The sequence below is a fragment of the Curtobacterium sp. NPDC092190 genome, assembly GCF_044755625.1.
In the GTDB taxonomy this organism is placed as follows: Bacteria; Actinomycetota; Actinomycetes; order Actinomycetales; family Microbacteriaceae; genus Curtobacterium.
In genome coordinates, this window is sequence record NZ_JBIVRJ010000002.1 from 575,124 (window position 1) to 599,905 (window position 24,782).

Sequence of the window (24,782 nt, forward strand, 5' to 3'; positions counted from 1 at the left end):
CGCGCCTCCCGTCCGCTGCCACGGACCCGCGCGAAGCACCGATCCCCCTCCTGCCGGAAGGCCCCCACCCATGACCACCTCGGTCCTGCCCGACTCCGAGCGCATCGACCTGACCCACACGAAGGCACCGACCCTGTCGGGGCCGCAGCCGGGCCGGAAGCCGAAGCGCCACTGGCTGCCGTACGCGCTCGTCGCGCCGGCGGTCCTCTTCGAGCTGCTCATCCACATCGTGCCGATGCTCACCGGCATCTGGATCTCGTTCGTCCAGCTCACCAAGTACTTCATCGCGAACTGGGGAGCCGCGCCCTTCGCCGGGCTGCGGAACTACTCGGTCGCCATCGACTTCGACCAGGCCATCGGCAAGGGCGTCCTCAACTCGTTCCTCATCACCTGCGGCTACACGGTCATCGTCGTCGCGCTGGCGTGGACCTTCGGCATGGCTGCGGCGGTCGCGCTGCAGAAGCCCTTCAAGGGCCGCGGGCTCTTCCGCACGCTCTTCCTCGTGCCGTACGCGCTGCCGATGTACGCCGGCATCATCACCTGGAAGTTCATGTTCCAGCGGGACTCGGGTGCCGTGAACCACGTCCTCGTCGACCAGCTCGGACTCTTCGGTGGGCAGGGACCGTTCTGGCTGATCGGCTCGAACGCGTTCGTCTCGGTCGTCGTCGTCGCGATCTGGAAGACCTGGCCGTTCGCGTTCCTCATGCTCATGGCGGGCCTGCAGTCGGTGCCGAACGACGTGTACGAGGCCGCGTCGGTGGACGGTGCGAAGCCCTTCCGCCAGTGGCGCTCCATCACGCTGCCGATGGTCCGCCCGGTCAACGTGACGCTCGTGCTCGTGATGTTCCTCTGGACGTTCAACGACTTCAACACGCCGTACGTGCTGTTCGGCTCGACCGCGCAGCCGCCGGCCGCCGACCTGCTCAGCTTCCACATCTACAACGCGTCGTTCATCACCTGGAACTTCGGTTCCGGCGCCGCGATGAGCGTGCTGCTCCTCATCTTCCTGCTCATCGTCACGGGCATCTACCTGGCCGTGACCAACCGGAGGTCCGTCCGTGCGTGAAACAATGGGCGCCAAGTCCTTCAAGGTCGTCACGATCGTCCTGTTGACGTTGTTCACGGTCGTCCCGCTCTACGTGATGATCACCACGGCGATGAAGCCGCTCGGCGACGTGCAGGACAACTTCACGTGGATCCCGACCAACATCACCCTCCAGCCGTTCATCGACATGTGGTCGACGGTGCCGCTGGCGAAGTACTTCGTGAACTCGCTCGTGGTCTGCACGATCGCGACGCTGTTCTCGCTGATCATCGCCACGTTCGGCGCGTACGGTGTCTCGCGCTGGAACTTCAAGGGCAAGAGCACCTTCACCACGGCGGTGCTCTCCACCCAGATGTTCCCGGGCGTGCTGTTCCTGCTGCCGCTGTTCCTCATCTTCACGAACCTCGGCAACGCGCTCGGCATCCAGCTCGTCGGGTCGTGGCTCGGCCTGATCATCACCTACCTGACGTTCACGCTGCCGTTCTCGATCTGGATGCTGTCCGGGTACTTCGAGACGATCCCGCGGGAGCTCGACGAGGCCGCGATGGTCGACGGCTCCGGCCCGATGGGCGCGCTGTTCCGGGTCATCCTGCCCTCGGCGCGACCCGGGCTCGTCGCGGTCGGCATCTACTCGTTCATGACCGCGTGGGGCGAGGTCCTCTTCGCCTCGGTGATGACGAACGGCGACGGGCAGCTGCTCGCGAACGGTCTGCAGCAGTACTCCACGCAGACGAACGTGTACTGGAACCAGATCATGGCGGCGTCGCTCGTCGTCTCGATCCCGGTCGTGGTGGCGTTCCTCATCGTGCAGCGCCAGTTCGTGGCCGGTCTGACCGCGGGTGCGGTGAAGTAGGCGCTCCCGGCCGGGCTCGGCTGGCCCGGCTGGCCCGGCTGGCCCGGCCCGGCCGGCCTACCCGGGACTCGGCTCGGCGGACAGTTTCGCGGGACTTCGCCCGTGGAACTGTCCGCCGGGCCGAGTCTCGTCGGTGCGTGGTCCGATGCGACAGGATGGACAGATGACGGGGAAGCGAGGACGGCAGCTGCTGCCGGGGCAGAGCAGCCGGGTGCACGTGTACGACGTCGAGACCCGGACGTCGAGGCTCGTGTTCTCGTCGGACCGGGTGCTCGTCGAGGCGCCGAACGTGCGCGACGACGGCACGCTCGTGCTGAACGGCGACGGGGACCTCTGGCTCCTGACCCCGCCGGCGGCGGGCAGCGACACGGTGCTCGACGAGACCGCCCTCGTCCGCGTGCCGATGCCGGGCGTCGACGAGATCAACAACGACCACGTGCTCGACGCCGGCGACGACTCCGTGGTGGTGAGCGCCCGCGACGGCGAGCTGTACCGGGTCCCGTTGCCCGAGGGCGGGTCGGCGGCACGCATCACCGACGCCGCCGCGGTGCTGCCGGTGGTCCGGAAGTACTACCTGCACGGCATCGCGCCCGACGGCTCGACCCTCGCGGCGATCGTGGGGGAGCGCACGCCGGACGGGGTCTGGACGACCGACGTCGCCCTCGTCGACGCAGTGTCCGGTGACACCACCTTCCTCACGCGGGACCCCCACCCGGACGACGGGAGCGCGATCACGCCGGACGGCGCCACCGTCCTGTTCAACACCGAGCGGTTCACGCCGGGCACCGCGCAGCTCGCGTCGCTCCGGCTCGGGGCCGACGGCGCTGCGGGCGACGGCGGTGTGGGCGACGGCGGTGCGGGCGGTCCCGTGCAGATCACCGCCGACGACCGCGTGAACTGGTTCCCGCACCTGTCCCCGGACGGCGCGCACCTGCTCTACCTGTCGTACGAGCCCGGCGTGCAGGGGCACCCCGCCGACCACCGGGTCGAGCTGCGGCTGCTGCCCGGGGTCCTGGCCCGGGGCGCGCGGATCGCCGTCGTGCCCGAGACCCTCGTCGCGCTCGACGGCGGCCAGGGCACGGTCAACGTCCCGCCGTGGTCGCCCGACTCGCGCTGGTTCGCGTACTGCGACTACTCCGTCTCCTGAGCGCGTCGGGCCGTCCCACGGGAGGGGCGGGCGGGGTCCGGAGGGGCGGGTCAGCCGGCGTCGCCGTAGGTGCGACGGAGGTGCTCCGCGTACCCACCGGGGGTCCGGCCGGCGAAGCGTCCGCTCGTGACCACCGGGAGCTCGGTCGTCGCCCGGACGTCGAGGCCGAGTGCCCGTGCCCGGTCCACCAGTCGGACGTCCTCGTGCTCGGGCACGGGGTCGAAGCCGCCCAACGCGGTGTCGGCGTCCGCCCGCACGCCGAGGTTCGCGCCGTGCACGTGCCCGAGGGTCGCCCCGGGCGGGTGTGCCGCCCGCCAGCGGTCGAGCACCGCGGGGTCGAGGTCGTCCGGGTCGGGGACGACCGCGCCGACGAGCACGTGCGCCCCGGCGAGCAGGGCGTCCACCTGCTGCACGAGCCAGTCCGGGTGGACGCGCGAGTCGGCGTCGGTGTGCGCGAACCAGTGCCGGCCGGGCGGGGTCGCTCGGGCGAGGGTCCTCGCGTGCGCGGTGCCGAGTGCCCGCGCGCGACCCACGCCGACGCGCGACGAGGTCCTGACGTGCAGGCGACCCGTCCGCCACACGGGGTCCGCCTGCCGCGCCGTCTCGACGATGCCGGCCGTGCCGTCCGTGCAGCCGTCGAGGACGAGCGTCACGGAGGCCCGGGTCGACGGGTGCGCGTCGTGGAGTGACGTGACGGCGGTCGCCAGTGCGTCGAGGGCGGCGCGGACGGAGGTCTCCTCGTCGTGCACCGGGACGACGACGTCGATGCGGGTGGCGCTCACCGGACGAGCCCCTCGGCCCGGGCGACCGAGGTGACGGCGGGTCCCGGCAGCACACTGAGCACGAAGTCCTCCTCGACGTGGCGGACGAGTGCGGGCCGCGGCCAGCGGGCGGCCAGCCGCGCGTCCACCGTGTCGCCGTCGGTCACCGCGTCGTCGTCCGGGTGGCGCCAGTGGCAGGCGACGAGCACGCCGTCGTCGTCGAGCGTCTCGAGCACCCGGTCGACGGTGCGGTCGAGGTCGTCCGGTGACAGGTAGTAGCCGACCTCGGAGAGCACCACCAGGTCCCACCGACCGTCCGGCCACTCGGCGGGGAACGCGGCGGTCTCGAACCGGGCGCCCGGTGCCCGTCGCTCCGCCCGCTCGATCGCGGCGGCAGCGACGTCCGTGCCGAGGACCGCGTCCGCGCGCTCGGTGAGGGCCGCGGTGAGCACGCCGGTCGCGCAGCCGAGCTCGAGCGCCGACCGGAAGCGGGGGCGGGGGAGTGCGGCCAGGGTGACGGCGCGCTTCCGTTGCTCGTACCAGGAGCCGTCGAAGTCCCACCCCTCGGGCTTCCGCGCGTAGTGCGCGTCGAAGGAGTCCCCGGAGCGCGACCGCACCGGCGCGAACAGCCACTCCTCGATCCGCAGGTGGTGCGCCGCGTGGCGGTCGTCGACGATCGCCTCGTCCCCAGGCGCTGCCGACAGCGGCAGCGTCTGCGACGGGTAGGCGGCCAGCGCCCGGGCCTTCCGGTCACGGACGTCAGCGTCGAGGGTGAGCGCGCGGGCCCGGTCCCACGGAGCGGTCGGAGCAGCCGGGTCGTCCCAGTGCCAGGCCCACACCGGGTACGCGAGCAGGTCGGTGCCCGGCGTCGCGTCGACCACCTGCTCCGCGACCTCGCCGGCGATCCGGTGGTCGCGGTGGCCGTCCCCGCGCCAGGGCGCGACGACGAGCGTCGGGCGCGGCCCCCCGGCGAGGCGGTGCTCGAGTGCGGCGCGCAGCACGTCGACGTGTTCCCGCACCGCGCCGTCGGGCACGTCGAGCTCGGTCGCGCCGGCCGTCGGGTGCAGCACGCGCAGCGCGGCCCGGAACTCGGCGGCCCGACGGGGCGCGAGCTCCGCGGGTGTCACCGTGGGGGAGTCCGGGTGCGAGCGCTCGCCGCGGGTGACGAGCAGCACGTGGACGGGGATGCCGGCGTCCGCGGCCGTCGCGATCAGGCCACCGGCGCCGAGGGTCTCGTCGTCGGGGTGCGGCGCGACGACGACCACCGAGCCGACACCGTGCAGGTCGACCGGCACCGCGGGCACCGAGCGGAGGAACGCCGTCCACGCCGCGGGATCGGTCCCGGGTTCGCGGTGGTCGAAGCTCACCACGCGACACCGCCGCGTTCGGTGACGATGCGTCCGACCCGGGCGAGGTCGCGCTCCCCGTGGTCCTGCAGCACGTAGAGCCCGAGGTCGGCGACCCGTGCGGCGACCGCGGGGTCGCTCGTCAGCGGGGCGGGGCCGAGCGTCGCGACGACGCGCTGCGACACGGCGTCGACCGCGCGACGGACCCGCGACCGCGTGACCTGCGCCACGAGCGACCAGTCGGTGTCGTCGTCCGACCCGGCTGCGTCGATCCGGGCGGCGGCGGTCGCCAGGGCGTCCTCGGCGTCGGCGAGGTCGAGGACCGTCGCGCCGAGCGCTGCCCGGAGCAGCTCGGCGTCGGGTCGGCCCGCTGCGGCGGACCGCAGCAGCCGGGCGAGCCCGACGGCTCCGCCCCACCAGCAGGCCGCGACGCCGATGCCGCCCCAGGCGAAGCCCGGGCGGGTGAGGTACCAGCCGGGCGCGCCGACCGCGGTCGCCCGGACGCCGGCACAGTCGACCGCGCCGCTCGGGACGTCGGGCATCCCGCGCGCGACCCAGGCCTCGTCGTGCGCCGTGACACCCTCCTGTCGCAGGTCGACCGCGAACAGCTGCCGGTCGTCACCGACGTGCGCGGTGACGAGCGCGTGCGAGAGCGTCGACGCGAGCGAGCACCAGGGCTTCGTCCCGTCGAGCCGGACGGCGTCGGGACCGGCGGCGGGGTCAGGGGTCGCGGTGAGCGTCGTCCCCGGTGCCTCGGCCGCGAAGACGCCCCACGTCGAGCCCTCCGGGGCGGCCGAACCGGCCTGGGCGAGGATGCCGAGCGCGTCGAGGTGCGGTTCGACGGTGCGGGCGAGCGCGACGTCGGCGGCGGCGACCGCGGCGAGGGCCGCGAACGCGCCGCCTGCGGATCCTGCGGACAGGGGCGGAGCGATGTCGGCCAGCCACCGTGCGAAGGCGAGCCGGTCCTGCGGGGACGAGCCGGTCCTCCCGGCCGCCGCCTCGACGTCCGCGGTGTCGACGTCCGTCACGGACGGGGGCCAGGCCGGGGATCGCAGCATGGTGCCGACGCTACGGGCGACCGCCCGGGCGGCTGCTCGGGAAGCGTCGACGAGCCCCGGGACCGGTCGGCCGATCCACAGGACGAGGAGGGCTGGGCCACAGACGGCTCATAGGAACCACACCGATCCTCGTTGACGTGACGATCTCCCAGCCCGCAGCAGCCCCCCGCCTCACCCGCGCCGACGGCACGCCGTTGCGCATCCTCGTCGTGGACGACGAGGCCAGCCTCACCGACCTGCTGTCGATGGCGCTGCGCTACGAGGGCTGGGACGTCAGGAGCGCGAACGGCGGTCAGCAGGCCCTCGCCACGGCCCGTGAGTGGCAGCCCGACGCGATGGTGCTCGACGTGATGATGCCCGACCTCGACGGGTTGCAGGTGCTCGGTCGGCTCCGGCAGAACAACGACGACACCCCGGTGCTGTTCCTCACCGCGAAGGACTCCGTGGAGGACCGGGTCACCGGGTTGACCGCCGGCGGCGACGACTACGTGACCAAGCCGTTCTCCCTCGAGGAGGTCGTGGCGCGCCTCCGTGGGCTCATCCGTCGCTCGCAGATCTCGGTGTCCGAGGCCGGTGAGTCCCGCATCGTCGTCGGCGACCTGGTGCTCGACGAGGAGTCGTACGAGGTGTCCCGCGCCGGTCGGTCCATCGAGCTCACGGCGACCGAGTTCGAGCTGCTCCGCTTCCTCATGCGCAACCCCCGGCGGGTGCTCTCCAAGGCGCAGATCCTGGACCGGGTGTGGTCGTACGACTTCGGCGGCAAGAGCTCCGTCGTGGAGATCTACATCTCCTACCTGCGCAAGAAGATCGACGCCGGCGAGACCCCGATGATCCACACGGTGCGCGGCGTCGGGTACGTCATCAAGCCGACCTCGTGACGCTCCGACGACGGCTCGTCCTGAGCATCGTCGCGATCGTCGTCGCGCTCAGCACGGTGATCGGGGCGGGCAGCATCATCGCGCTGTTCTCGATCCAGCGTGCGGCGATCGACGAGCAGCTCTCGTTCGCGACGACGCGCGCCCAGCGGTCGGTCGAGCAGCAGGGACCGGGCGGCCCCGGGCTCGAGATCGGTCGACCGAGCGGGCAGTCGGCCGGCACGTTGACGGCCTACTTCCTGAACGGCAACGCCGTCGTCGGCAGCGTGCTCGACAACGCCGGCGACGTCGACCGGCTGGCGTCCTCCGCCGTGCGGCCGCTCGGGGACGTCACCGTCGACGGCTCGGCCCAGACCGTCGACCTGGGCACCGACCTCGGCCGCTACCGGGTCACCGCGGTGTCGCTCGGATCCGCGGTCCTCGTCGTCGGCCTGCCGATGGCGCCCGTGTACGAGAGCGTCTGGAAGCTCTTCGGCGTGGTGCTCGTGGTCACCGCACTCGCCCTGCTCGCAGCGACCGGGGTCGCCGCGGTCGTGGTGCGCCGCTCGCTCCGCCCGCTCGAGCGCGTGGCCGAGACCGCGTCGTCCGTCGCCCGGATGCCGCTCGAACGGAGCGACGCACTCGACGGCGTCCGCGTCCCCGACACCGACCCCCGGACGGAGGTCGGCCGGGTCGGGACCGCCTTCAACCGCATGCTCGGACACATCGCGGGCGCCATGCAGGCCCGGGAGCGCTCGGAGCAGAAGGTCCGGCAGTTCGTCGCCGACGCCTCGCACGAGCTCCGCACCCCGCTCGCGTCGGTCCGCGGGTACGCCGAGCTGACCCGACGGATGGGCGCCGACCTGCCGCCGGACGTCGTGTACGCCATGAGCCGGATCGAGTCGGAGTCGGAGCGCATGACGAGCATGGTCGAGGACCTGCTCCTGCTCGCCCGCCTCGACGAGGGCCGCGAGGTCCAGTTCGCCGACGTCGACCTGACCGGTCTGGTGCTCGACGCGGTGAACGACGCCCACGCCGCGTCGCCGGACCACGTCATCGCGGTGGACGTGCCGGACGAACCCGTGGTCGTGCCCGGTGATGCCGCCCGACTCCACCAGGTGGTCGTGAACCTCGTGACGAACGCGCGGACGCACACCCCGGAGGGGACCCGCATCACGGTCGGCATCGCACCCGTGGCGGGCGGCGTCGACCTGACCGTGCGCGACGACGGGCAGGGCATCGACCCGGAGTTCCTGCCGAAGCTGTTCGAACGGTTCGCCCGGGCAGACAGCTCGCGGTCGCGGAGCGCCGGGTCGACCGGTCTCGGCCTGGCCATCGTCGACGCGGTCGTGCAGGCGCACGGCGGCAGCGTCGCGGTCACGAGCCGACCCGGCGACACGGTGTTCACGGTGCACCTGCCGGCCACGCGGCCGGCGGTCGCGTCCGGCACGGTGACGCCGACCGCCTGACGGTCTGGAGGAACGGGGCGGCGCCGCCCCGCGCCTCCCGTCCGGCGCTTGGTCACCGTCGGATCCTGTGGTACCTTCGTCGAAGCCAAAGACCGCCGGTCGTCTGTGCGCTCGCGCACAGACCGAAGGTCCTCACTCGTGGGGCAGCCAGCGCAGGTGTTCAGATCCACTCCTCCCGTTCGCGGGGGAGCAGCTCCGAGCCTCTGCGCCGGAGCTTTTTGCGTGTGGTGACCAGGGGCTAGCCGGCAAGAACCCCAAGGAGAACCATGGCGAACAAGGAAGCTGCGGTCGCCGAGCTCACGGAAGCATTCCAGAGCTCGAACGCCGTTCTGCTCACCGAGTACCGCGGTCTCACGGTGGCGCAGCTCAAGGAGCTCCGCAACTCGATCCGTGAGCACGCCACGTACGCCGTGGTGAAGAACACGCTGACCAAGATCGCGGCGAACAACTCCGGCATCACCTCGTTCGACGACGAGCTCGCCGGTCCGTCCGCTCTCGCCTTCGTCCACGGTGACACCGTCGCCGTCGCGAAGTCGCTGCGTGCATTCGCCAAGGCGAACCCTCAGCTCGTGGTCAAGGGCGGTTACTTCGACGGTAACCCGCTCACCGCGACCGAGGTGGACAAGCTCGCTGACCTCGAGTCCCGCGAAGTGCTGCTCGGCAAGCTCGCCGGCGCCTTCAAGGCCTCGCTGTTCGGTGCTGCGTACCTGTTCCAGGCACCCCTCTCGCAGGCCGTCCGCACCGTGGACGCCCTCCGCGAGAAGCAGGAGTCCGCGGCCTGACCAGGCACGCGTTCATCAACCACACGTACTAGCTAGTAGTAGGAGAAAATCATGGCGAAGCTTTCGCAGGACGAGCTCATCGAGGCCTTCAAGGAGCTCACGCTCATCGAGCTCTCGGACTTCGTGAAGAAGTTCGAGGAGGTCTTCGAGGTCACCGCTGCTGCCCCCGTCGCGGTCGCCGCGGCCGGTGGCGCTGCTGCCCCCGCCGAGGAGGTCGAGGAGAAGACCGAGTTCGACGTCGTGCTCAAGTCGGCCGGTGACAAGAAGATCCAGGTCATCAAGGAGGTCCGTGGCCTCACGTCGCTCGGCCTGGGCGAGGCCAAGGCGCTCGTCGAGACCGCCGACGCCAAGATCCTCGAGGGCGTCAACAAGGAGACGGCCGACAAGGCGAAGGAGGCCCTCGAGGCCGCCGGCGCCACGATCGAGCTCGCGTAAGTACTGCGTACTGCTCTTCGCGAAGGCCGCTGCCCCTCGGGGTGGCGGCCTTCGTCGTGCGCGGGGCGCGCTGCCGGCGGCCGGGCGGTCCGGCGGTCCGCGTCGCGAGACTCGGCTTCGCGGACACATTCGTGGTTCACGTGCCGCGAAGTCGTCCGCGGGGCCGAGTCTCGTCTCACAGCACCAGCCCGTGCGCCCGGACGAGGCCCTGGAAACGATCCAGTCGTTCCAGGTGCCACCAAGTCACGCGGATGACGGTCCGCACCTCGCTCCGCTGCCGGAGTCGGTCCTCCCGGCGCTTCTCCGCCCAGGCGACCTCACCCGGGTCCCTGCCCGCGAGCATCATCGGGTCGGTGTACTTGACCTTCCCGTCGAACTCGATGACCGTCCCGCTGTCCGGGAGCCAGAAGTCGACGCGGTCGACGACGTGGTCGTGGCGGAACTCGTGCTGCGGTACCACCCGGTCGATGCCGCTCTCGACCAGCCGGACGGCCGTGTAGGACTCACCGACGGTCTCGTGCCGAGCGTCGAGCGCCCGCAGCACGGTCTGCGCTCGTCGAGATCCGCGCGCAGGGCCGGCCGGGAGTGCTGTGGCGAGCTCGGACGGTGTCAGCGCACCGGCGCGCACCGCCCCGTCGATCGCCACGGCAGCCACGTGCACGGGCATCGAGGTCGCGACCGTCGATGCCGTGGTCACCAGGTCCGTGACCGGGACGCCATCGAGGCGGGCCGGGGCCAGCCGCACCTGCGCGCCACCGGTCGCGTGGAGGACGAGGCCGGCCCGGTGGACGGTGCGCTCGGCCCCCGGAACCGTCACGTGGACGCGCTCGGGCGCCGGGCCGACCAGGGGCCAGCCGTGCACGAGTGCCGCGGACACGTGGGAGAACGCAGCTCCGGTGGGTACGACCGGCGCGACCGCCCAGATGCGGACGAGGTGCCGGTCGGCTTGATCGAGCTCGACCCAGGACGTGCGAGCCAGGTACGTGCCGGCGCGGAGCCGGACGAGGAGGCCAGCGCGGTGTTGTCGGCGGAGGGTCCGCGCGCGTGAGTCGTCACCGTCGGCGCGCAGCAGGGTGGGTCGTTCTCGGTGGTGTCGCACACCTCCACTGTCGGGCTCCCACTGCGGAACAGGCGGCAGGGAGGCGATCTGTGGGTCCTGCTGTGTTCGTGGCGACGTGTGGATGGAGCGTGAGACTCGCCCCTGCGGACACGTTCGTGGGTGCTCGAGTGCGAAAGTGTCCGCGGGGCCGAGTCTCGGGGCACGGGCGCGCGCGGTCGGTCGGGCGGGCGGTCGCGGGCGCGGGCGCGTCAGCGCAGGGTGCTGCGGCGGCGGCCGTAGGCCAGGTAGAGCACCGCGCCGGCGAGCATCCACAGGCCGAACGCGATCCATGTGCCGGCGCCGAGGAAGACCGCGAGGAGCACGCAGCAGAGCGTGCCGAGGACCGGGACGACCGGGAACAGCGGGACCCGGTACGACCGCTCGAGCTCCGGGCGGGTGCGTCGGAGCACGATCACGGAGACGTTGACGAGGGCGAAGGCCACCAGGGTGCCGATGCTCGTCGCGTCGGCCAGCTCGCCGAGGGGGACGAGCGCTGCGCCGACGGCGACGACGACACCCACGATGAGCGTGTTCGGCACGGGGGTGCCCGTCCGGGGCGAGACCCGACCGAACACCGGCGGCACCATGCCGTCGCGCGCCATGGTCAGCAGGATGCGGGTCTGGCCGTAGAGCACCGTGAGCACCACGCTCGCGATGGCGATCACCGCGCCGATCGAGAAGACGAGCGCGACGACCGGCTGCCCGGTGACGTCGACCACGATGCGGACGAGCGAGGCCTCGTCGGACGAGAACGACGTCCACGGGCGGGCACCGATCGCGGCGATCGCGACCAGGATGTACAGCGTCGTGACGATCACGATGGACCCGATGATCGCGCGGGGCAGGTCGCGGCGGGGGTCCTTCGCCTCCTCGCCGGCGGTCGATGCGGCGTCGAAGCCGATGTACGAGAAGAACAACCGCGACGCGGCGGCGGTCACACCGGCGGCCCCCATCGGCGCGAGGGGCGCGAAGTTCTGGGACGAGAAGGCCGTGAACGCGACGACCACGAAGAACACGAGCAGGGCGATCTTCACCACGACCATGAGCGTGTTCACCCAGGCGCTCTCGCGGGCACCGGGCAGCAGCACGGCCATCGCGAGGAGGACGAGCACCGCCGCCGGCAGGTTCACCACACCACCGTCGCCGGGGGGAGCGGCGATCGCGGCCGGCAGGTGCAGCCCGAAGACGCGCAGGGTCTCGTCGACGTACTCGCTGGCGCCGACCGCGACCGCGGCGACCGAGACCGCGTACTCGAGCACGAGGCACCAGCCGCAGACCCAGGCGATGCCCTCGCCCATCGTGGCGTAGGTGTACGAGTAGCTCGACCCCGAGGTCGGCACGGCGCCGGCCATCTCGGCGTACGACAGCGCGGAGAGCAGTGCGGCCACGCCCGCGAGCACGAACGAGATCCAGACGGCCGGACCGGCGAGCGGCACGGCCGTCCCGAGCACGACGAGGATGCCGGTGCCGAGCGTTGCCCCGACGCTGATCATCGTCAGGTGCCAGACGCCGAGCGAGCGGCGGAGCGGCTCGCCGTCGACGCCCGCCGCGGCCTCGGCCTGCAGCTGCTCGATCGGCTTCCGGCGAGCGAGCTGGTGACGGAGGGACGTGGGGCGGGAGGGCGCGGACGTCATGGGACCTCGTGATCGGCGCGGGGAAGGGGACGGACGATGGTCGCACGGCCCCTGAACGGGGTCAAATACGCCCACGGCGGAGCCCGCCGCCCGTGTCCGCCGCCGGGGATACGTTGGTGCCATGAGCATGGGCCACGGGATGCGCGGGGGTGGGCCCCGCGGTGGCGGGCGGATCTCGAGCGGCGACGTCGCCGCGCAGCGGGCCGCCAACGCCGAGGCGCCACGGATCCCGCACCTGCTCCGGCGCATCGCGGGCCTGTTCGTGCCGCACCGCCGCGCGATCGTGGTGACGGTCGTCCTCGTGCTCGTCGGTGCAGCCCTCTCCGTGATCCCGCCGCTCCTCACCCAGCAGGCGTTCGACCGGGGGCTCTTCCCGCCCTCGGGCCGCCCGGACCTGCCCGTGCTCCTCGAGCTCGTCGGCGCGATGATCACGCTCTGGATCGCGAGCGCCGGCGTCGGGATCTGGCAGACGTACCTGACGGCGACGGTGGGCAACGAGGTCATGGGTGCCATGCGCATGCGGTTGTTCGCGCACCTGCAGCGGATGGAGCTCGCGTTCTTCACGAGGACGAAGACGGGCGTGATCCAGTCGCGCCTGCAGAACGACGTCGGCGGCGTCGCGAGCGTCCTCAACAACACGATCTCGTCGGTGCTCGGCAACACCGTCACGGTGATCGCGGCGGTCGTGGCGATGCTGCTGCTCAGCTGGCAGATGACCCTGGTGGCGGTCGTGCTCCTGCCGCTGCTCGTCATCGCCCAGCGCCGGGTCGGCCAGGTCCGCGCCCGGATCGCCGCGCAGACGCAGGAGTCGCTGTCCGACATGACCGCGATCACCCAGGAGGCCCTGAGCGTCTCCGGCATCCTGCTCGCCAAGAGCTTCACCCAGCAGCGCAGCGAGACCCGGCGCTACGGGGACGAGAACCGCAACCAGATCCAGCTGCAGGTCCGGCAGCAGATGTCCGGGCAGTGGTTCTTCGCCATCGTCCAGGTCTTCCTGTCGATCATCCCCGCGGTCATCTACGTGGTCGCGGCCCTCCTGATCATCGGCGACGTCCCGATCACGGCCGGCACGATCGTCGCGTTCACCACGGTGCAGTCGCGCCTGCTCTTCCCGACCGTCGGACTGCTCCGCGTCGTGCTCGACCTGCAGACGTCCGGCGCGCTGTTCGCGCGGATCTTCGAGTACTTCGACCTGCGGCCGGCCATCACCGATGCCCCCGACGCGCAGCGTGTCGACGCGTCGCGCGTGGGGCACGTCGCGTTCGAGGACGTCTCCTTCACCTACCCGGACGGCGAACCGGACAAGCCGACGCTCCGCGGGGTCTCGTTCGAGCTCGAGCCCGGGCAGTTCGCCGCGTTCGTCGGGCCGTCGGGTGCGGGGAAGACGACCATCTCGTACCTGGTGCCGCGACTGTACGAGGCGTCGTCGGGCACCGTGCGCTTCGCCGGAGCCGACGTGCGCGACCTGGAGCACGAGGACCTGATGCGCCACGTCGGCATCGTGAGCCAGGAGACGTACCTGTTCCACGCCTCCATCGGCGACAACCTGCGGTACGCGAAGCCGGACGCGACCGACGAGGAGCTCGAGCGCGCCGCGCGCGCCGCGAACATCCACGAGACCATCGCCTCGTTCCCGGACGGGTACGACACCGTCGTGGGGGAGCGGGGCTACCGACTGTCCGGCGGCGAGAAGCAGCGCATCGCCATCGCCCGCGTGCTGCTGAAGGACCCACCCGTCCTGGTGCTCGACGAGGCCACGAGCGCGCTCGACTCGATCTCCGAGCACGTCGTGCAGACCGCGCTCGACACCGCGGCAGCCGGGCGCACCACCATCGCCATCGCGCACCGGTTGTCCACGATCCGCGAGGCCGACGTCATCTTCGTGCTCGACCACGGGCGGATCGTCGAGCGGGGCGACCACGACGAACTGCTCGCGCGCGGCGGTGTCTACGCCTCGCTGTTCCACCAGCAGGACCAGACGTCGACATCGTTCGTCGCAACCCAGCCGACGGCCGAGCCGGCCACCTAGACTCGGCCGCGTGCGTTACGCGAACTCCGTCGTCGACCTGGTCGGTGACACCCCGCTCGTCCGACTGAACCGTGTCACCGAGGGGATCCGGGCGACCGTCCTGGTGAAGGTGGAGTACCTCAACCCGGGCGGCTCGTCGAAGGACCGCATCGCCACGCGGATCATCGACGCGGCCGAGGCGTCCGGCGAGCTGCGACCCGGCGGCACCATCGTCGAGCCGACCTCCGGCAACACCGGTGTCGGCCTCGCGCTCGTCGCCCAGCAGCGCGGGTACCGCTGTGTCTTCGTGCTGCCGGACAAGGTCGGCGAGGACAAGCGCAACGTGCTCACGGCCTACGGCGCCGAGATCGTCGTGACGCCGACGGCGGTCCCGCCGGAGCACCCCGAGTCCTACTACTCGGTGTCCGACCGCCTGGTGCGGGAGATCCCCGGCGCCTACAAGCCGAACCAGTACGCGAACCCGAACGGTCCCCGGAGCCACTACGAGACGACCGGTCCGGAGATCTGGCGCGACACCGACGGTCGGCTCACGCACTTCGTCGCCGGCGTCGGCACCGGTGGCACCATCTCGGGCACCGGCCGCTTCCTGAAGGAGGCCTCCGACGGACGCGTCCGGATCGTCGGCGCCGACCCCGAGGGCTCCGTCTACTCGGGCGGCACCGGTCGGCCGTACCTGGTCGAGGGCGTCGGCGAGGACTTCTGGCCCGGCGCGTACGACGCCGGCGTCCCCGACGAGATCCTCGCCGTCACCGACGCCGAGTCCTTCGCGATGACCCGACGGCTGGCGCGCGAGGAAGGGCTGCTCGTCGGCGGGTCGAGCGGCATGGCCGTCGTCGCGGCGCTGCGGGCCGCACGCGACCTGACCGAGGACGACGTGGTCGTGGTGCTGCTGCCCGACGGCGGCCGTGGCTACCTCGGCAAGATCTTCAACGACCGGTGGATGCGCTCCTACGGCTTCGCCGAGACCGACGACGCCCGCACGGTCGGCTCCGTCGTCGCCGGCAAGGACGGCCGACTGCCCGACCTCGTGCACGCACACCCGTCCGACACCGTGCGCGACGTGGTGGAGATCATGTCCACGTACGGCGTCTCGCAGATGCCCGTGCTGAGCGCCGAGCCGCCCGTCGTGATCGGCGAGGTCGTCGGTGCGGTCGCCGAGAAGGACCTGCTCGAGCAGGTCTTCACGGGCACCGCCGCGATGACCGACGCGGTGAGCGGCTTCGTCGGTGACCCGCTGCCCCTCATCGGCATCGGTGAATCGCTGTCCGCAGCCCGCCGGGCGCTCGAGACGGTCGACGCGCTGCTCGTCGTCGACGACGGCAAGCCCGTCACCGTGCTGACCCGGCACGACCTGCTCACGTCGCTCTCCGAGTGACACCGATCGCCCGCCCGCACCGACACCGATCGCCCGCCCGCACTGACACCGAGCGCCCGCCCGCACCGACAGCGAGCGCTCGCCCGCACCGACCCCACCCCGACCCCACGAGGAACCCCAGCGCATGACCGAGTTCGCCACCCGCGCCGTCCACGCCGGCCAGGACCCCGACGCCACGACCGGTGCCGTCATCCCGCCCATCCACGTCACGAGCACCTACGTGCAGGACGGCGTCGGGAACATGCGGAACGGCTACGAGTACTCCCGCGGCGGCAACCCCACGCGCGACGCGCTGCAGACCCTGCTCGCCGACCTCGACGGCGGCGTCGCGGCGTACTCGTTCGCATCGGGCCTGGCGGCCGAGGACGCCCTGCTCCGCGCGTACCTCGAGCCCGGCGCCCGCGTCGTGATGGGCAACGACGTGTACGGCGGGACGCACCGGCTGGTCAACCGCCTGCACGTGCCGTGGGGCGTGGAGCTCGTGGTCGTCGACATGAGCGACGTCGACCGGGTCCGTGCAGCGCTCGAGGGCGCCCCGGCGAAGACGGTGCTGTGGGTGGAGACCCCGACGAACCCGCTCATGAAGATCGCGGACATCGCGCTCCTCTCCGAGGTCGGTCACGCCGCAGGTGCCCTGGTCGTCGTCGACAACACGTTCGCGTCGCCGTACCTGCAGCAGCCGCTGTCGCTCGGCGCCGACGCCGTGTCGTACTCGACCACGAAGTACCTCGGCGGGCACTCTGACGTCGTCGGCGGCGCGGTCGTGCTGCGGGACCGCGAGTTCGCGGACCAGGTCGGTTTCCTGCAGTTCGGCGCGGGCGCGATCGCGTCGCCGTTCGACGCCTTCCTGACGACCCGGGGGATCAAGACGCTGCCGGTCCGGATGGAGCGGCACTCGTCGAACGCGCGGGCCGTGGCGGAGGCGCTCGTCTCGGCGCCCGGCGTCGAGCGGGTGTACTACCCCGGTCTCGCCGACCACCCCGGACACGAGGTCGCCGCGAAGCAGATGCGCGGCTTCGGCGGCATGCTCTCCGTCGCCCTGTCCGGCGGACCCGAGGCGGCGAAGCGCTTCGTCGAGTCCACCGAGGTCTTCACGCTCGCGGAGTCCCTGGGCGGCGTGGAGTCGCTCATCGGGTACCCGAGCGAGATGACGCACGCGTCGGTCAAGGGCACCGAGCTCGCCGTCCCGGAGAACGTCGTCCGCCTGTCGGTCGGCATCGAGGACCAGGGCGACCTGGTCGCGGACGTGCTGCAGGCACTGTCCCGGTGACCGCGGCCGGGTGACCGCGGCCTGCTGACGCAGACGTGACGGACGGGAGGTTCCCCACCGGACCGGTGGGGAGCCTCCCGTCCGTCATCAGGACCTGACGGATCGTCGGTGCGCGCCCCTAGGCTGTCCCGGTGAGCAGTGTGGCGACGAGGTCGGGGATCCTCAGCGGGCGCTACGCGCTCGCGACCCTGGGGATGGTCGCCATCGTCGGGGTGGCAGCGTTCCAGAACCTCGCGATGACGACGGTGATGCCGGAGATCAGCCGCGACCTCGACGGGCAGACGCTCTACGCGCTCGCGTTCGCGGCCCCGCTCGCCGCCGGCGTGCCCGGGATGGTGCTCGCGGGGACCTGGACGGACCGCTCGGGCGGCCGCGTCGTCGCCTGGGTGTCGGCGGTCTTCTTCGCCGTCGGGACGGCCGTCGTGATGACCGCGCCGACGATGGAGGTCTTCCTGGCCGGTCGCCTGGTCGAGGGCTTCGGTGCCGGTGCGATCGACGTCGTGCTCTACGTGCTCGTCGCCCGCATCTTCCCCGCCGAGCTGCACGGTCCGGTCTTCGCCGGGTTCGCCGCGGCCTGGGTCGTCCCGGCACTCGTCGGCCCGGCGCTCGCCGGGGTCGTGACGGAGGTGTGGGGGTGGCACTGGGTCTTCGCCGGCGCCCTCGTCATCGCGGTCGTCGCGTTCGCCCTCCTCGTCCCGACGCTGGCACGCCTGCACGCGCCGCCGGTCGAGCGCCGACCCCCGTGGCAGGCGGGCGCATCGCGTGGTCGGTCGCGGCGGCGCTCGCGATCCTGCTGCTCAACGTCGCGCCGGACCTCGGTCCGTGGGCACGGGTCGTGGCCGTCGTCATCGGGGTCGTCGGCGCCTGGGCGGCGCTGCGGCCCCTCCTGCCGGCCGGGACCTTCCGGGCGGCCGCGGGCCTGCCGTCCGTGGTGCTGTTGCGCGGCCTGGTCGCGGCGGCGTTCTTCGGCAGCGAGGCCTACGTGCCCTTCCTGCTGCAGGCACGGCACGGCCTCAGCGCCTCGGCGGCGGGGCTCGCGCTGACCGTGGCCGCCCTGAGCTGGGCCGGGGCGAGCTGGCTGCACGGTCGGCTCGGGGAGCAGCGGCTCACCGCGGCGCGGACCTTCGGCGCCGGACTCGCGCTCGTCCTCGTCAGCCTGCTCGCTGCGCTCGCCGTCGCGGTGTGGGGGTTGCCGTGGTGGCTGCTCGTGGCCGGGTGGTTCGTCGGCGGTGCGGGCATGGGCGCGATGTACCCCCGGCTGTCGATGCTGACGCTCCGCTTCTCGGGCGAGGGCGACGACGGGTTCGCGAGCTCGGCCCTGACGATCGCCGACGCCTCGGGCAGCGTGGTCGGCCTCGCGGTCACGGGCCTGCTCTTCGTCGGCAGCGGGGGAGCCGAGGGCGACTGGTCGTTCCCGCTCGTCTTCGTCGCGATGACCGCGATCGCACTCGTCGGGATCGTCGCGGTCCGGCGCCTCGGTCCCGTGCCCGCACCGCCGACCCCCGGCGCCGTGTGACCCGCCCCGCGGTAGCGTGGGGCACCGGATCGAGCGGAGGTCACCGGGTGCGCACCGTCGTCGTCGCCGTCCTCGTGGCGGCGTCCCTCGCCCTGACCGGGTGCCAGGGACCGACGACCGCTGCGCCGACCCCGGTCCGCAGTACCGACCTCACCAGCTCCGACGGCGGGTTCGCCGACGACGCGGTGGTCGGCGCGGTGCTCGCGCCCGGGGACGACGCGCTCGCCGCGGACCTCGAGCGCGGGCTCGACCGGGCCGGGTTCTCGCCGGACGTCCGGGTGGTGCCGTCCTCCGGTGCCGCGGCCGAGCAGGCCCGTGCCGTCGACGCGCTCGTCGGCGCGGGAGCGAAGGCGCTGCTCGTGCACGCCGTCGACGCCGACGCGCTCGCGGAGGCGGTGCAGACGGCGCACGACGCCGGTGTGGTCGTGGTGTCGGTCGGTGCGTCGGTCCCGGCGAGCGGGACCGGCGGTGACGGTGTCTCCGTCGACCACCGCGTGCCGGCGGCAGCGGATGCCGGGACGACCGCCCGGGCGGCGGTCGAGGTCGTCCGGTCGCTGCAGCGCGGCGAGCAGCCGGACACGGGAGACCGCCACGGGCGCAGCGGCGCCGGGGACTGACGTCGGGACCCGGACCGTCGCGATCAGTGCGACCCGGCTCGGCGTCGGGGTCGGGGTCGGGGTCGGGGCCTGGATCGGGGCCGTGTGCCGGCTCGGCTCAGTGCCACCAGGCCGGGAACGACAGGGTGATCGTCTCGACCAGGGACCTCCGGGAGCGTCGGGGGCCGGCCAGCCACGCCTCGATCGCGCCGACGAAGCCCTGCGCCACGAACCCGGCTGCGACGTCGTCGAGCAGGGGCGGGCGTGACACGGGGTCGAGCTCGCGGATGTGCTGCGCGCTCGACACCGTGAAGTGCTGGACGAGCAGGCGGTGGAGGGAGGCGTCCTCGGTGTCCGGCAACCCGCGGGCGTAGATGTCGCGGTGGGCCACGACGTGCTCGACGACGGCGTCGATGCCCCGGCGCGTGATGGCGGCGAGCTCGTCCTCGCCGGCCCCACGGGCAGAGGCGGCCCGGCGGGCCTCGACGTCCTCCTCGCGGATGCGGTCGAGCTCGGGCGTCAGCACGTCGGCCAGGAGCGATCCGGGGGAGACGGCGTGCGAGTAGAACGTGGCGCGGTTGATGCCGGCTGCGCGCGTGACGTCGGCGACCGTGATGGCGGAGACCGGGCGGTCGGCTGCGAGTCGGAGGACCGCCTCGCGCAGTGCTGCCGTGGTGTGCACGATCCGGGCGTCGACCACGACACCACCCCCTCTTCGTTCCGTCCGCACGAGGCGGCTGTCGAGCAGTCCGACGTTACCGCACGGCGACCGCGCGGACTGGACGAGGAGCGCAGTGTGACGGGCGCGTTGCGGTCGGGGCGTCGCGAGAGCGCTCACGCAGCCCGTAGGATGGTTCCGGGGCCGAATCGATTCGAGTCGATCCGCCCCGGTCCTGCTCGGTCGGTCCTGACGTCCACCACGTCGACGGCGACCGGCCCCGATCCCGTCTCTCCTGCACCCGACCCCCTGTGAAGGACCGCTCGTGACCGCGCCCGCAACCACCGGTTCGCTCCGCGTCGTGCTGCACCCCGGTGACTCGCTCACCCGGCGGCAGCGCCTCGTCTACGTCTTCGTGCTCGGCGCGCTCACCGCGCTCGGGCCGTTCACCATCGACCTGTACCTGCCGGCGTTCCCGTCGCTCGAGCGCGAGTTCGGCATCAGCGAGGGTGCGGTGCAGCTCACGCTCACCGCGACCACGCTCGGGTTCGCGGTCGGGCAGCTGCTCGTCGGGCCCTGGAGCGACAAGGTCGGCCGGCGTCTTCCGCTCATCATCGCGACCTCGGTGCACGTCGCGGCGTCGGTCGGCGCAGCGCTCGCGCCGAACGTCGAGGTGCTCGCGCTCTTCCGCGTCCTGCAGGGCATGGGGGCCGCGGCCGGCGGTGTCGTCGCGATGGCAACCGTGCGCGACCTGTTCGGCGGCAAGCCCCTCGTCCGGATGCTCTCGCGCCTGGCGATGGTGAACGGCCTCGCGCCGATCCTCGCGCCGCTGATCGGCTCGCAGATGCTGCAGTTCGTCAGCTGGCGCGGCGTCTTCGTGTTCCTCGCGTGCTACGGCGCAGCAGTCGTCATCGCGTCGTCCCTGCTCATCGTCGAGACCCTGCCGCCGGCTCGGCGGAAGGAGGCCGGCCACTCGACGATCGGGCAGCGCTACAAGGCCCTGCTCTCCGACCGGATCTTCGTCGGCGTCGCGCTCATCGGGGCGATGGTCTTCAGCGGGCTCTTCTCGTACCTGTCGGCGTCGCCGTTCCTGTTCCAGACGGTCTACGGCCTCGACGCGCAGCAGTACGGCCTGCTCTTCGCCGTGAACTCGATCGGCGTCGTCGTCGGCGTGCAGGTGTCCTCGCGCCTGGCGCAGCGGGTCGGTCCGCAGTGGATCCTCGCCTGCTCGACGGCGACGCTGTTCGTGTCCGCCGTCGCGATCGTCGTGCTCGACCAGCTCGGTGCGGGCCTGGTCGGGGTCCTCGTACCGCTGTGGTTCTTCATCGCGGCCTGCGGGTTCACGTTCCCGCTCGTCCAGGTGATCGGTCTCGCCGCGCACGGGAAGGAGGCCGGCACCGCCGCGTCGCTCCTCGGCGCACTGAACTTCGGGGTCGCCGGGCTCGTCTCGCCGATCGTCGGGTGGCTCGGCATCACCGCGGCGACACCCATGGCGAGCGTCATGGCATGCACGGCGGCGGTCGCCGTCGTCGTGCTCTGGGTGGTCGTCCGGCCGCGGACCGTGCCGGCGCTCTCGCACTGACACGTCGCACAGCCGGACGTCGTCACGACGAGCGGACCGGAGGGTCGACGCGTCCGTAGGCTGCGGACATGACCGACGCGGTGGAGCAGGCACGGGCAGCGGCAGCAGCGGCGCAGGCGGCGGCCGAGGAGGCACGGCGGCTGGCGGACGAGGCGGCTCGTCGGGCCGAGGAGCTCGCGGCGGCGCTCAGCCGCGCGGCCGACGCGAGCGCGGTACCGGAGGCGACCGGGGCGCCCGACGCGAGCACGGCCGCACGCGGGACGACGCCGGGGACGGCCACCGAGCCTCCCGGCCGCGCGCCGCTCGACGCGACCACCACGCCGGAGGCGACGATCGCGTCGACCACACCGCCGAGCGCACCGCAGTCCGGCCCCCTCGGGCCGGAGGCCGTCGACGCGATCCGCACCGGGTACGCCGTCGAGGGCACCGCCCTGGAGCTCGGTGCCCTCGTCAACGGCCGCCCGCTGCCCGACGTCCAGGTCCGGATCCCGCTCGGCATGCTCAACCGGCACGGCCTCGTGGCCGGTGCCACCGGCACGGGCAAGACCCGCACGCTCCAGTTGCTCGCGGAGCAGATCGCCGCGAACGGCGTCCCGGTGTTCGCGGCCGACGTCAAGGGCGACCTGTCCGGACTCGCCGTGGCCGGGCAGCCGGACGAGAAGCTCCTCGCCCGCACCGAGGCGATCGGTCAGGACTGGCGCGGCGTCGCGAGTGCGGTGGAGTTCTACTCCCTCGGCGGGCAGGGCACCGGTGTGCCGATCCGGGCGACCGTCTCCGGGTTCGGTCCGCTCCTGCTGGCCAAGGTGCTCGGGCTCAACGCGACGCAGGAGTCCTCGCTCGGGCTGGTGTTCCACCACGCCGAACGCGCCGGGCTGCCGCTCGTCGACCTGTCGGACCTGCGCGCCGTGCTGACCCACCTGGTGAGCGACCAGGGCAAGGCGGAGCTCGCGGAGCTCGGCGGGTTGTCGAAGCAGACCGCCGGTGTGATCCTGCGCGAGCTGGTGACCTTCGCCGACCAGGGTGCGGACCGCTTCTTCGGGGCACCCGAGATCGACACCCGTGCGTTCCTGCGCACCGCCCCGGACGGCCGCGGGATCGTGAGCCTGCTCGAGGTGCCGGGCGTGCAGGACCGGCCCGAGGTGTTCTCGACGTTCCTGATGTGGCTGCTCGCCGACCTGTTCAACGAACTCCCCGAGGTCGGCGACACCGACCGGCCGGCGCTCGTGTTCTTCTTCGACGAGGCACACCTGCTCTTCTCGGGGTCGTCGAAGGACTTCCGCGAGCAGGTCGTCCGCACCGTGCGGCTCATCCGTTCGAAGGGTGTCGGCATCGTGTTCGTCACGCAGACGCCGAAGGACCTGCCCGACGACGTGCTCGCACAGCTCGGCTCGCGGGTGCAGCACCAGCTCCGTGCCCACACGCCGGACGACGCGAAGGCGCTGCGGGCGACCGTGTCGACGTACCCGACGAGTGACTACGACCTGGGGGAGGTCCTGACCTCGCTGGCGACCGGCGAGGCGGTCGTGACGGTGATGAACGAGGACGGCGCACCCACGCCGGTGGCGTGGACCCGTCTGCGCGCACCGCAGGGATCGATGGACGCGCTGCCGTCGGACGTCCTGGAGGCGCTGGTCGCCTCGTCCCCGCTCCTCGCCCGGTACGGCACCACCGTCGACCCCGAGTCGGCGCGAGAGCTCCTGGCCGCCCGCATGGAGTCCGCCGCCGCGGACGCCGCCGCAGCGCAGGCGCAGGCGGACGCCGAGCAGGAGGCTGCCCGCGCCGCCACCGCGGCGGCGAAGGAGGCGGCCGCGCAGGCTGCGCGGGACGAGCGCGAGCAGAAGGCCGCACAGGCGGAGTACGAGCGGACGCAACGCGAGTTCGAACGCGCGGAGCGGGCAGCGGCGGGTCGCCGGTCGCGATCGACGTCGACACGGACGTCGCGCTCGGCCGGGCGCACTGCGGACGACCCGCTCGGCGGACTGCTCGGGAACGGCCTCGGGCAGACCATCGCGAAGGAGGTCGTCCGGGGCATCTTCTCGACGCTCCGCCGCCGCCGCTGAGCTGCTGCCGGCCCGGTGCCGCGCGTCGCCCCGGCCGGTCTCAGCGGGTCAGGAGGCCGACGGTCTCGACGGCGAGCAGGCCGGCGACGATGCACGCGGTCGCCGCACCCACCGCGAGCACGCCCCCGCGGCGCTCGTACCAGGTGCGGCTCGTGGGCCAGCGACGGGTGGCCTCGCGGACGTGGACCGGTCGGCGCTCGTGCTCGACCGGCACGCCCAGCACCTCGACCACGCGGTCGAGGGCGTCGTCGCCCCAGACGTCGCCGCGCAGCCGGAAGAGGTGCGTGCCGTCGGCGTCGAACGCGAGGAGCTCACGCGTGGTGCGGTCGGGCGACGCGCCGTACGTCGGGGTGACGACGAGCCGGTCGATCCGCTCGCGGGCGATGCGACGGTTCGGGGTGAGGACCGCGTTCAGGGCGACGACGTCGGCGTCGATGCCGAGGAAGGCCTGACCGAGTCGGACGAAGAGGACCCCGACCAGCACGGCGACGGCGACGACGAGCCCGGCGACGAGGACCCACCAGCGCTCCGGCAGCGAGGCCCAGACGAGCGCGACGGCGAGGGGGACGGCGGAGCAGACCACGCTGAGGACGGTCGACCGGACGAGGGAGCGCCGCGGGCGGAGGACCACGTCGTGGACCGGCGTCCGCAGACGCCCGGCAGCTGACACCGTCGCTTCCCCCACCTGGGTCTCCTCACCCCTCGGGCGCACGGGCAGACCGATCTGCCACCCCGCGGGCGACGCCCCTGCCGCCCGCTGCACCGTGTCCGACCCGTCCCGGGGTCGTCCGTCTGCACAGGATAGGGCGAAGCGGGGGCGGAGGACAGCCCGTTCCACCCCCGTTGGGCGTTTCCTGGCCAGGACGGGCCGAGCGGGGAGCGATCGTGTCCCGCGAGTGGGGGACTCCACGGGCCGCAGCCGGGGCCGCGCCGGTCGGGAGCCGTGCCGGTCGGGAGCCGTGCTGACGGGGACGTGCGCCACCCGGGAACGACGAAGGGCGCGTCCTGCTGGACGCGCCCTTCGGTACTGCTGGCGGAGAATGGGGGATTCGAACCCCCGAGGGCTTGCACCCAACACGCTTTCCAAGCGTGCGCCATAGGCCACTAGGCGAATTCTCCTCGTGCCACCTCGCGGTGACGACACCCCATGGTACAGGTTCGCGGGGGTGGTCACGACCACGTCCGTCCACGGCCCCGTCGGCTCCCAGAGCGC

Annotated in this window: 21 protein-coding genes, 1 tRNA gene and 1 pseudogene; 15 read left to right on the top strand and 8 right to left on the bottom strand. The window is 72.6% G+C overall.

From position 1 onward, the window contains the following. Nucleotides 1–70 precede the first annotated feature (70 nt). The 3 genes from ACIQFY_RS06990 to ACIQFY_RS07000 all read left to right on the top strand — a co-directional run bounded on the left by ACIQFY_RS06990 (nt 71) and on the right by ACIQFY_RS07000 (nt 3,045). A complete protein-coding gene (locus ACIQFY_RS06990) occupies nt 71–1,066 on the top strand; it encodes a carbohydrate ABC transporter permease (RefSeq protein WP_200884102.1) in 996 nt (331 codons plus the stop codon). Beyond that, on the top strand, nt 1,059–1,898 hold the full coding sequence (locus ACIQFY_RS06995) for a carbohydrate ABC transporter permease (protein ID WP_400338988.1): 840 nt from the start codon (nt 1,059–1,061) through the stop codon (nt 1,896–1,898). Before ACIQFY_RS06990 ends, ACIQFY_RS06995 begins: the two co-directional genes overlap by 8 nt. A 163-nt stretch (nt 1,899–2,061) precedes the next feature. Then, nucleotides 2,062–3,045 (top strand): biopolymer transporter Tol, encoded by a 984-nt coding sequence (locus ACIQFY_RS07000; RefSeq protein ID WP_400338990.1) that lies wholly within the window; start codon nt 2,062–2,064, stop codon nt 3,043–3,045. A gap of 50 nt (nt 3,046–3,095) precedes the next feature. On the opposite strand, the gene ACIQFY_RS07005 is transcribed toward ACIQFY_RS07000, so the two are convergent. From ACIQFY_RS07005 to ACIQFY_RS07015, 3 genes are read right to left on the bottom strand one after another with little or no spacing between them, the layout of a single operon-like run. After that, nucleotides 3,096–3,827, bottom strand: a complete 732-nt coding sequence (locus tag ACIQFY_RS07005) for a glycosyltransferase family 2 protein (RefSeq protein WP_326495446.1) — start codon at nt 3,825–3,827, stop codon at nt 3,096–3,098. Further along, nucleotides 3,824–5,173, bottom strand: a complete 1,350-nt coding sequence (locus tag ACIQFY_RS07010; RefSeq protein WP_326495447.1) for a bifunctional PIG-L family deacetylase/class I SAM-dependent methyltransferase — start codon at nt 5,171–5,173, stop codon at nt 3,824–3,826. The genes ACIQFY_RS07005 and ACIQFY_RS07010 overlap by 4 nt, the downstream gene beginning before the upstream one ends. Further along, the gene (locus ACIQFY_RS07015) at nt 5,170–6,210 is read right to left on the bottom strand and encodes an acyl-CoA dehydrogenase (protein WP_400338994.1); all 1,041 of its coding nucleotides are present in this window, start codon (nt 6,208–6,210) and stop codon (nt 5,170–5,172) included. Before ACIQFY_RS07015 ends, ACIQFY_RS07010 begins: the two co-directional genes overlap by 4 nt. Before the next feature lie 137 nt (nt 6,211–6,347). Here ACIQFY_RS07015 and ACIQFY_RS07020 point away from each other — a divergent pair, with 137 nt between their 5' ends. The 4 genes from ACIQFY_RS07020 to rplL all read left to right on the top strand — a co-directional run bounded on the left by ACIQFY_RS07020 (nt 6,348) and on the right by rplL (nt 9,750). Then, entirely contained in the window at nt 6,348–7,088 is a 741-nt protein-coding gene (locus ACIQFY_RS07020; protein ID WP_400338996.1) for a response regulator transcription factor, read from the top strand. Then, nucleotides 7,085–8,533, top strand: coding sequence for a sensor histidine kinase (locus tag ACIQFY_RS07025; RefSeq protein ID WP_400338999.1), 1,449 nt, complete (start codon nt 7,085–7,087; stop codon nt 8,531–8,533). Before ACIQFY_RS07020 ends, ACIQFY_RS07025 begins: the two co-directional genes overlap by 4 nt. Before the next feature lie 266 nt (nt 8,534–8,799). Then, nucleotides 8,800–9,315, top strand: coding sequence for a 50S ribosomal protein L10 (gene rplJ, locus ACIQFY_RS07030; protein ID WP_058727460.1), 516 nt, complete (start codon nt 8,800–8,802; stop codon nt 9,313–9,315). A 51-nt stretch (nt 9,316–9,366) separates the two neighbouring features. Next, a complete protein-coding gene (rplL, locus tag ACIQFY_RS07035; protein WP_066655204.1) occupies nt 9,367–9,750 on the top strand; it encodes a 50S ribosomal protein L7/L12 in 384 nt (127 codons plus the stop codon). Nucleotides 9,751–9,925: 175 nt separating this feature from the next. Here the strand turns inward: rplL and ACIQFY_RS07040 are convergent, their stop codons facing one another. Both ACIQFY_RS07040 and ACIQFY_RS07045 read right to left on the bottom strand, forming a co-directional pair. Next, nucleotides 9,926–10,849: a hypothetical protein gene (locus tag ACIQFY_RS07040; protein WP_400339003.1), complete on the bottom strand. Its 924-nt coding sequence runs from the start codon at nt 10,847–10,849 to the stop codon at nt 9,926–9,928. A 209-nt stretch (nt 10,850–11,058) separates the two neighbouring features. Continuing rightward, entirely contained in the window at nt 11,059–12,483 is a 1,425-nt protein-coding gene (locus ACIQFY_RS07045) for an APC family permease (protein WP_209685069.1), read from the bottom strand. A gap of 127 nt (nt 12,484–12,610) precedes the next feature. Between ACIQFY_RS07045 and ACIQFY_RS07050 the strand changes: the two genes are divergently transcribed. The 6 genes and pseudogenes from ACIQFY_RS07050 to ACIQFY_RS07075 all read left to right on the top strand — a co-directional run bounded on the left by ACIQFY_RS07050 (nt 12,611) and on the right by ACIQFY_RS07075 (nt 19,290). Then, a complete protein-coding gene (locus ACIQFY_RS07050; protein ID WP_400339249.1) occupies nt 12,611–14,512 on the top strand; it encodes an ABC transporter ATP-binding protein in 1,902 nt (633 codons plus the stop codon). 10 nt (nt 14,513–14,522) lie between these two features. After that, nucleotides 14,523–15,887, top strand: a complete 1,365-nt coding sequence (locus ACIQFY_RS07055; RefSeq protein WP_209685071.1) for a cystathionine beta-synthase — start codon at nt 14,523–14,525, stop codon at nt 15,885–15,887. Between the two features lie 124 nt (nt 15,888–16,011). Beyond that, complete coding sequence (locus ACIQFY_RS07060) at nt 16,012–17,157, top strand: cystathionine gamma-synthase (protein ID WP_400339007.1); 1,146 nt, start codon at nt 16,012–16,014, stop codon at nt 17,155–17,157. Nucleotides 17,158–17,405: 248 nt separating this feature from the next. Then, nucleotides 17,406–17,849: pseudogene (locus ACIQFY_RS07065) on the top strand (MFS transporter); the annotation flags it as partial. Between the two features lie 50 nt (nt 17,850–17,899). Continuing rightward, a complete protein-coding gene (locus ACIQFY_RS07070) occupies nt 17,900–18,673 on the top strand; it encodes an MFS transporter (RefSeq protein WP_400339009.1) in 774 nt (257 codons plus the stop codon). A gap of 47 nt (nt 18,674–18,720) precedes the next feature. After that, complete coding sequence (locus ACIQFY_RS07075) at nt 18,721–19,290, top strand: substrate-binding domain-containing protein (protein WP_326495452.1); 570 nt, start codon at nt 18,721–18,723, stop codon at nt 19,288–19,290. A gap of 97 nt (nt 19,291–19,387) precedes the next feature. On the opposite strand, the gene ACIQFY_RS07080 is transcribed toward ACIQFY_RS07075, so the two are convergent. After that, nucleotides 19,388–19,969 (bottom strand): TetR/AcrR family transcriptional regulator, encoded by a 582-nt coding sequence (locus ACIQFY_RS07080; RefSeq protein WP_326495453.1) that lies wholly within the window; start codon nt 19,967–19,969, stop codon nt 19,388–19,390. Between the two features lie 283 nt (nt 19,970–20,252). Between ACIQFY_RS07080 and ACIQFY_RS07085 the strand changes: the two genes are divergently transcribed. Next, nucleotides 20,253–21,509: a multidrug effflux MFS transporter gene (locus ACIQFY_RS07085; RefSeq protein WP_200884101.1), complete on the top strand. Its 1,257-nt coding sequence runs from the start codon at nt 20,253–20,255 to the stop codon at nt 21,507–21,509. A gap of 68 nt (nt 21,510–21,577) precedes the next feature. Further along, nucleotides 21,578–23,569, top strand: coding sequence for a helicase HerA-like domain-containing protein (locus ACIQFY_RS07090; RefSeq protein ID WP_400339014.1), 1,992 nt, complete (start codon nt 21,578–21,580; stop codon nt 23,567–23,569). A gap of 40 nt (nt 23,570–23,609) precedes the next feature. On the opposite strand, the gene ACIQFY_RS07095 is transcribed toward ACIQFY_RS07090, so the two are convergent. Next, complete coding sequence (locus tag ACIQFY_RS07095) at nt 23,610–24,254, bottom strand: hypothetical protein (RefSeq protein WP_251159564.1); 645 nt, start codon at nt 24,252–24,254, stop codon at nt 23,610–23,612. Nucleotides 24,255–24,600: 346 nt separating this feature from the next. Further along, nucleotides 24,601–24,688: transfer RNA gene (locus ACIQFY_RS07100), tRNA-Ser, on the bottom strand. Nucleotides 24,689–24,782 lie beyond the last annotated feature (94 nt).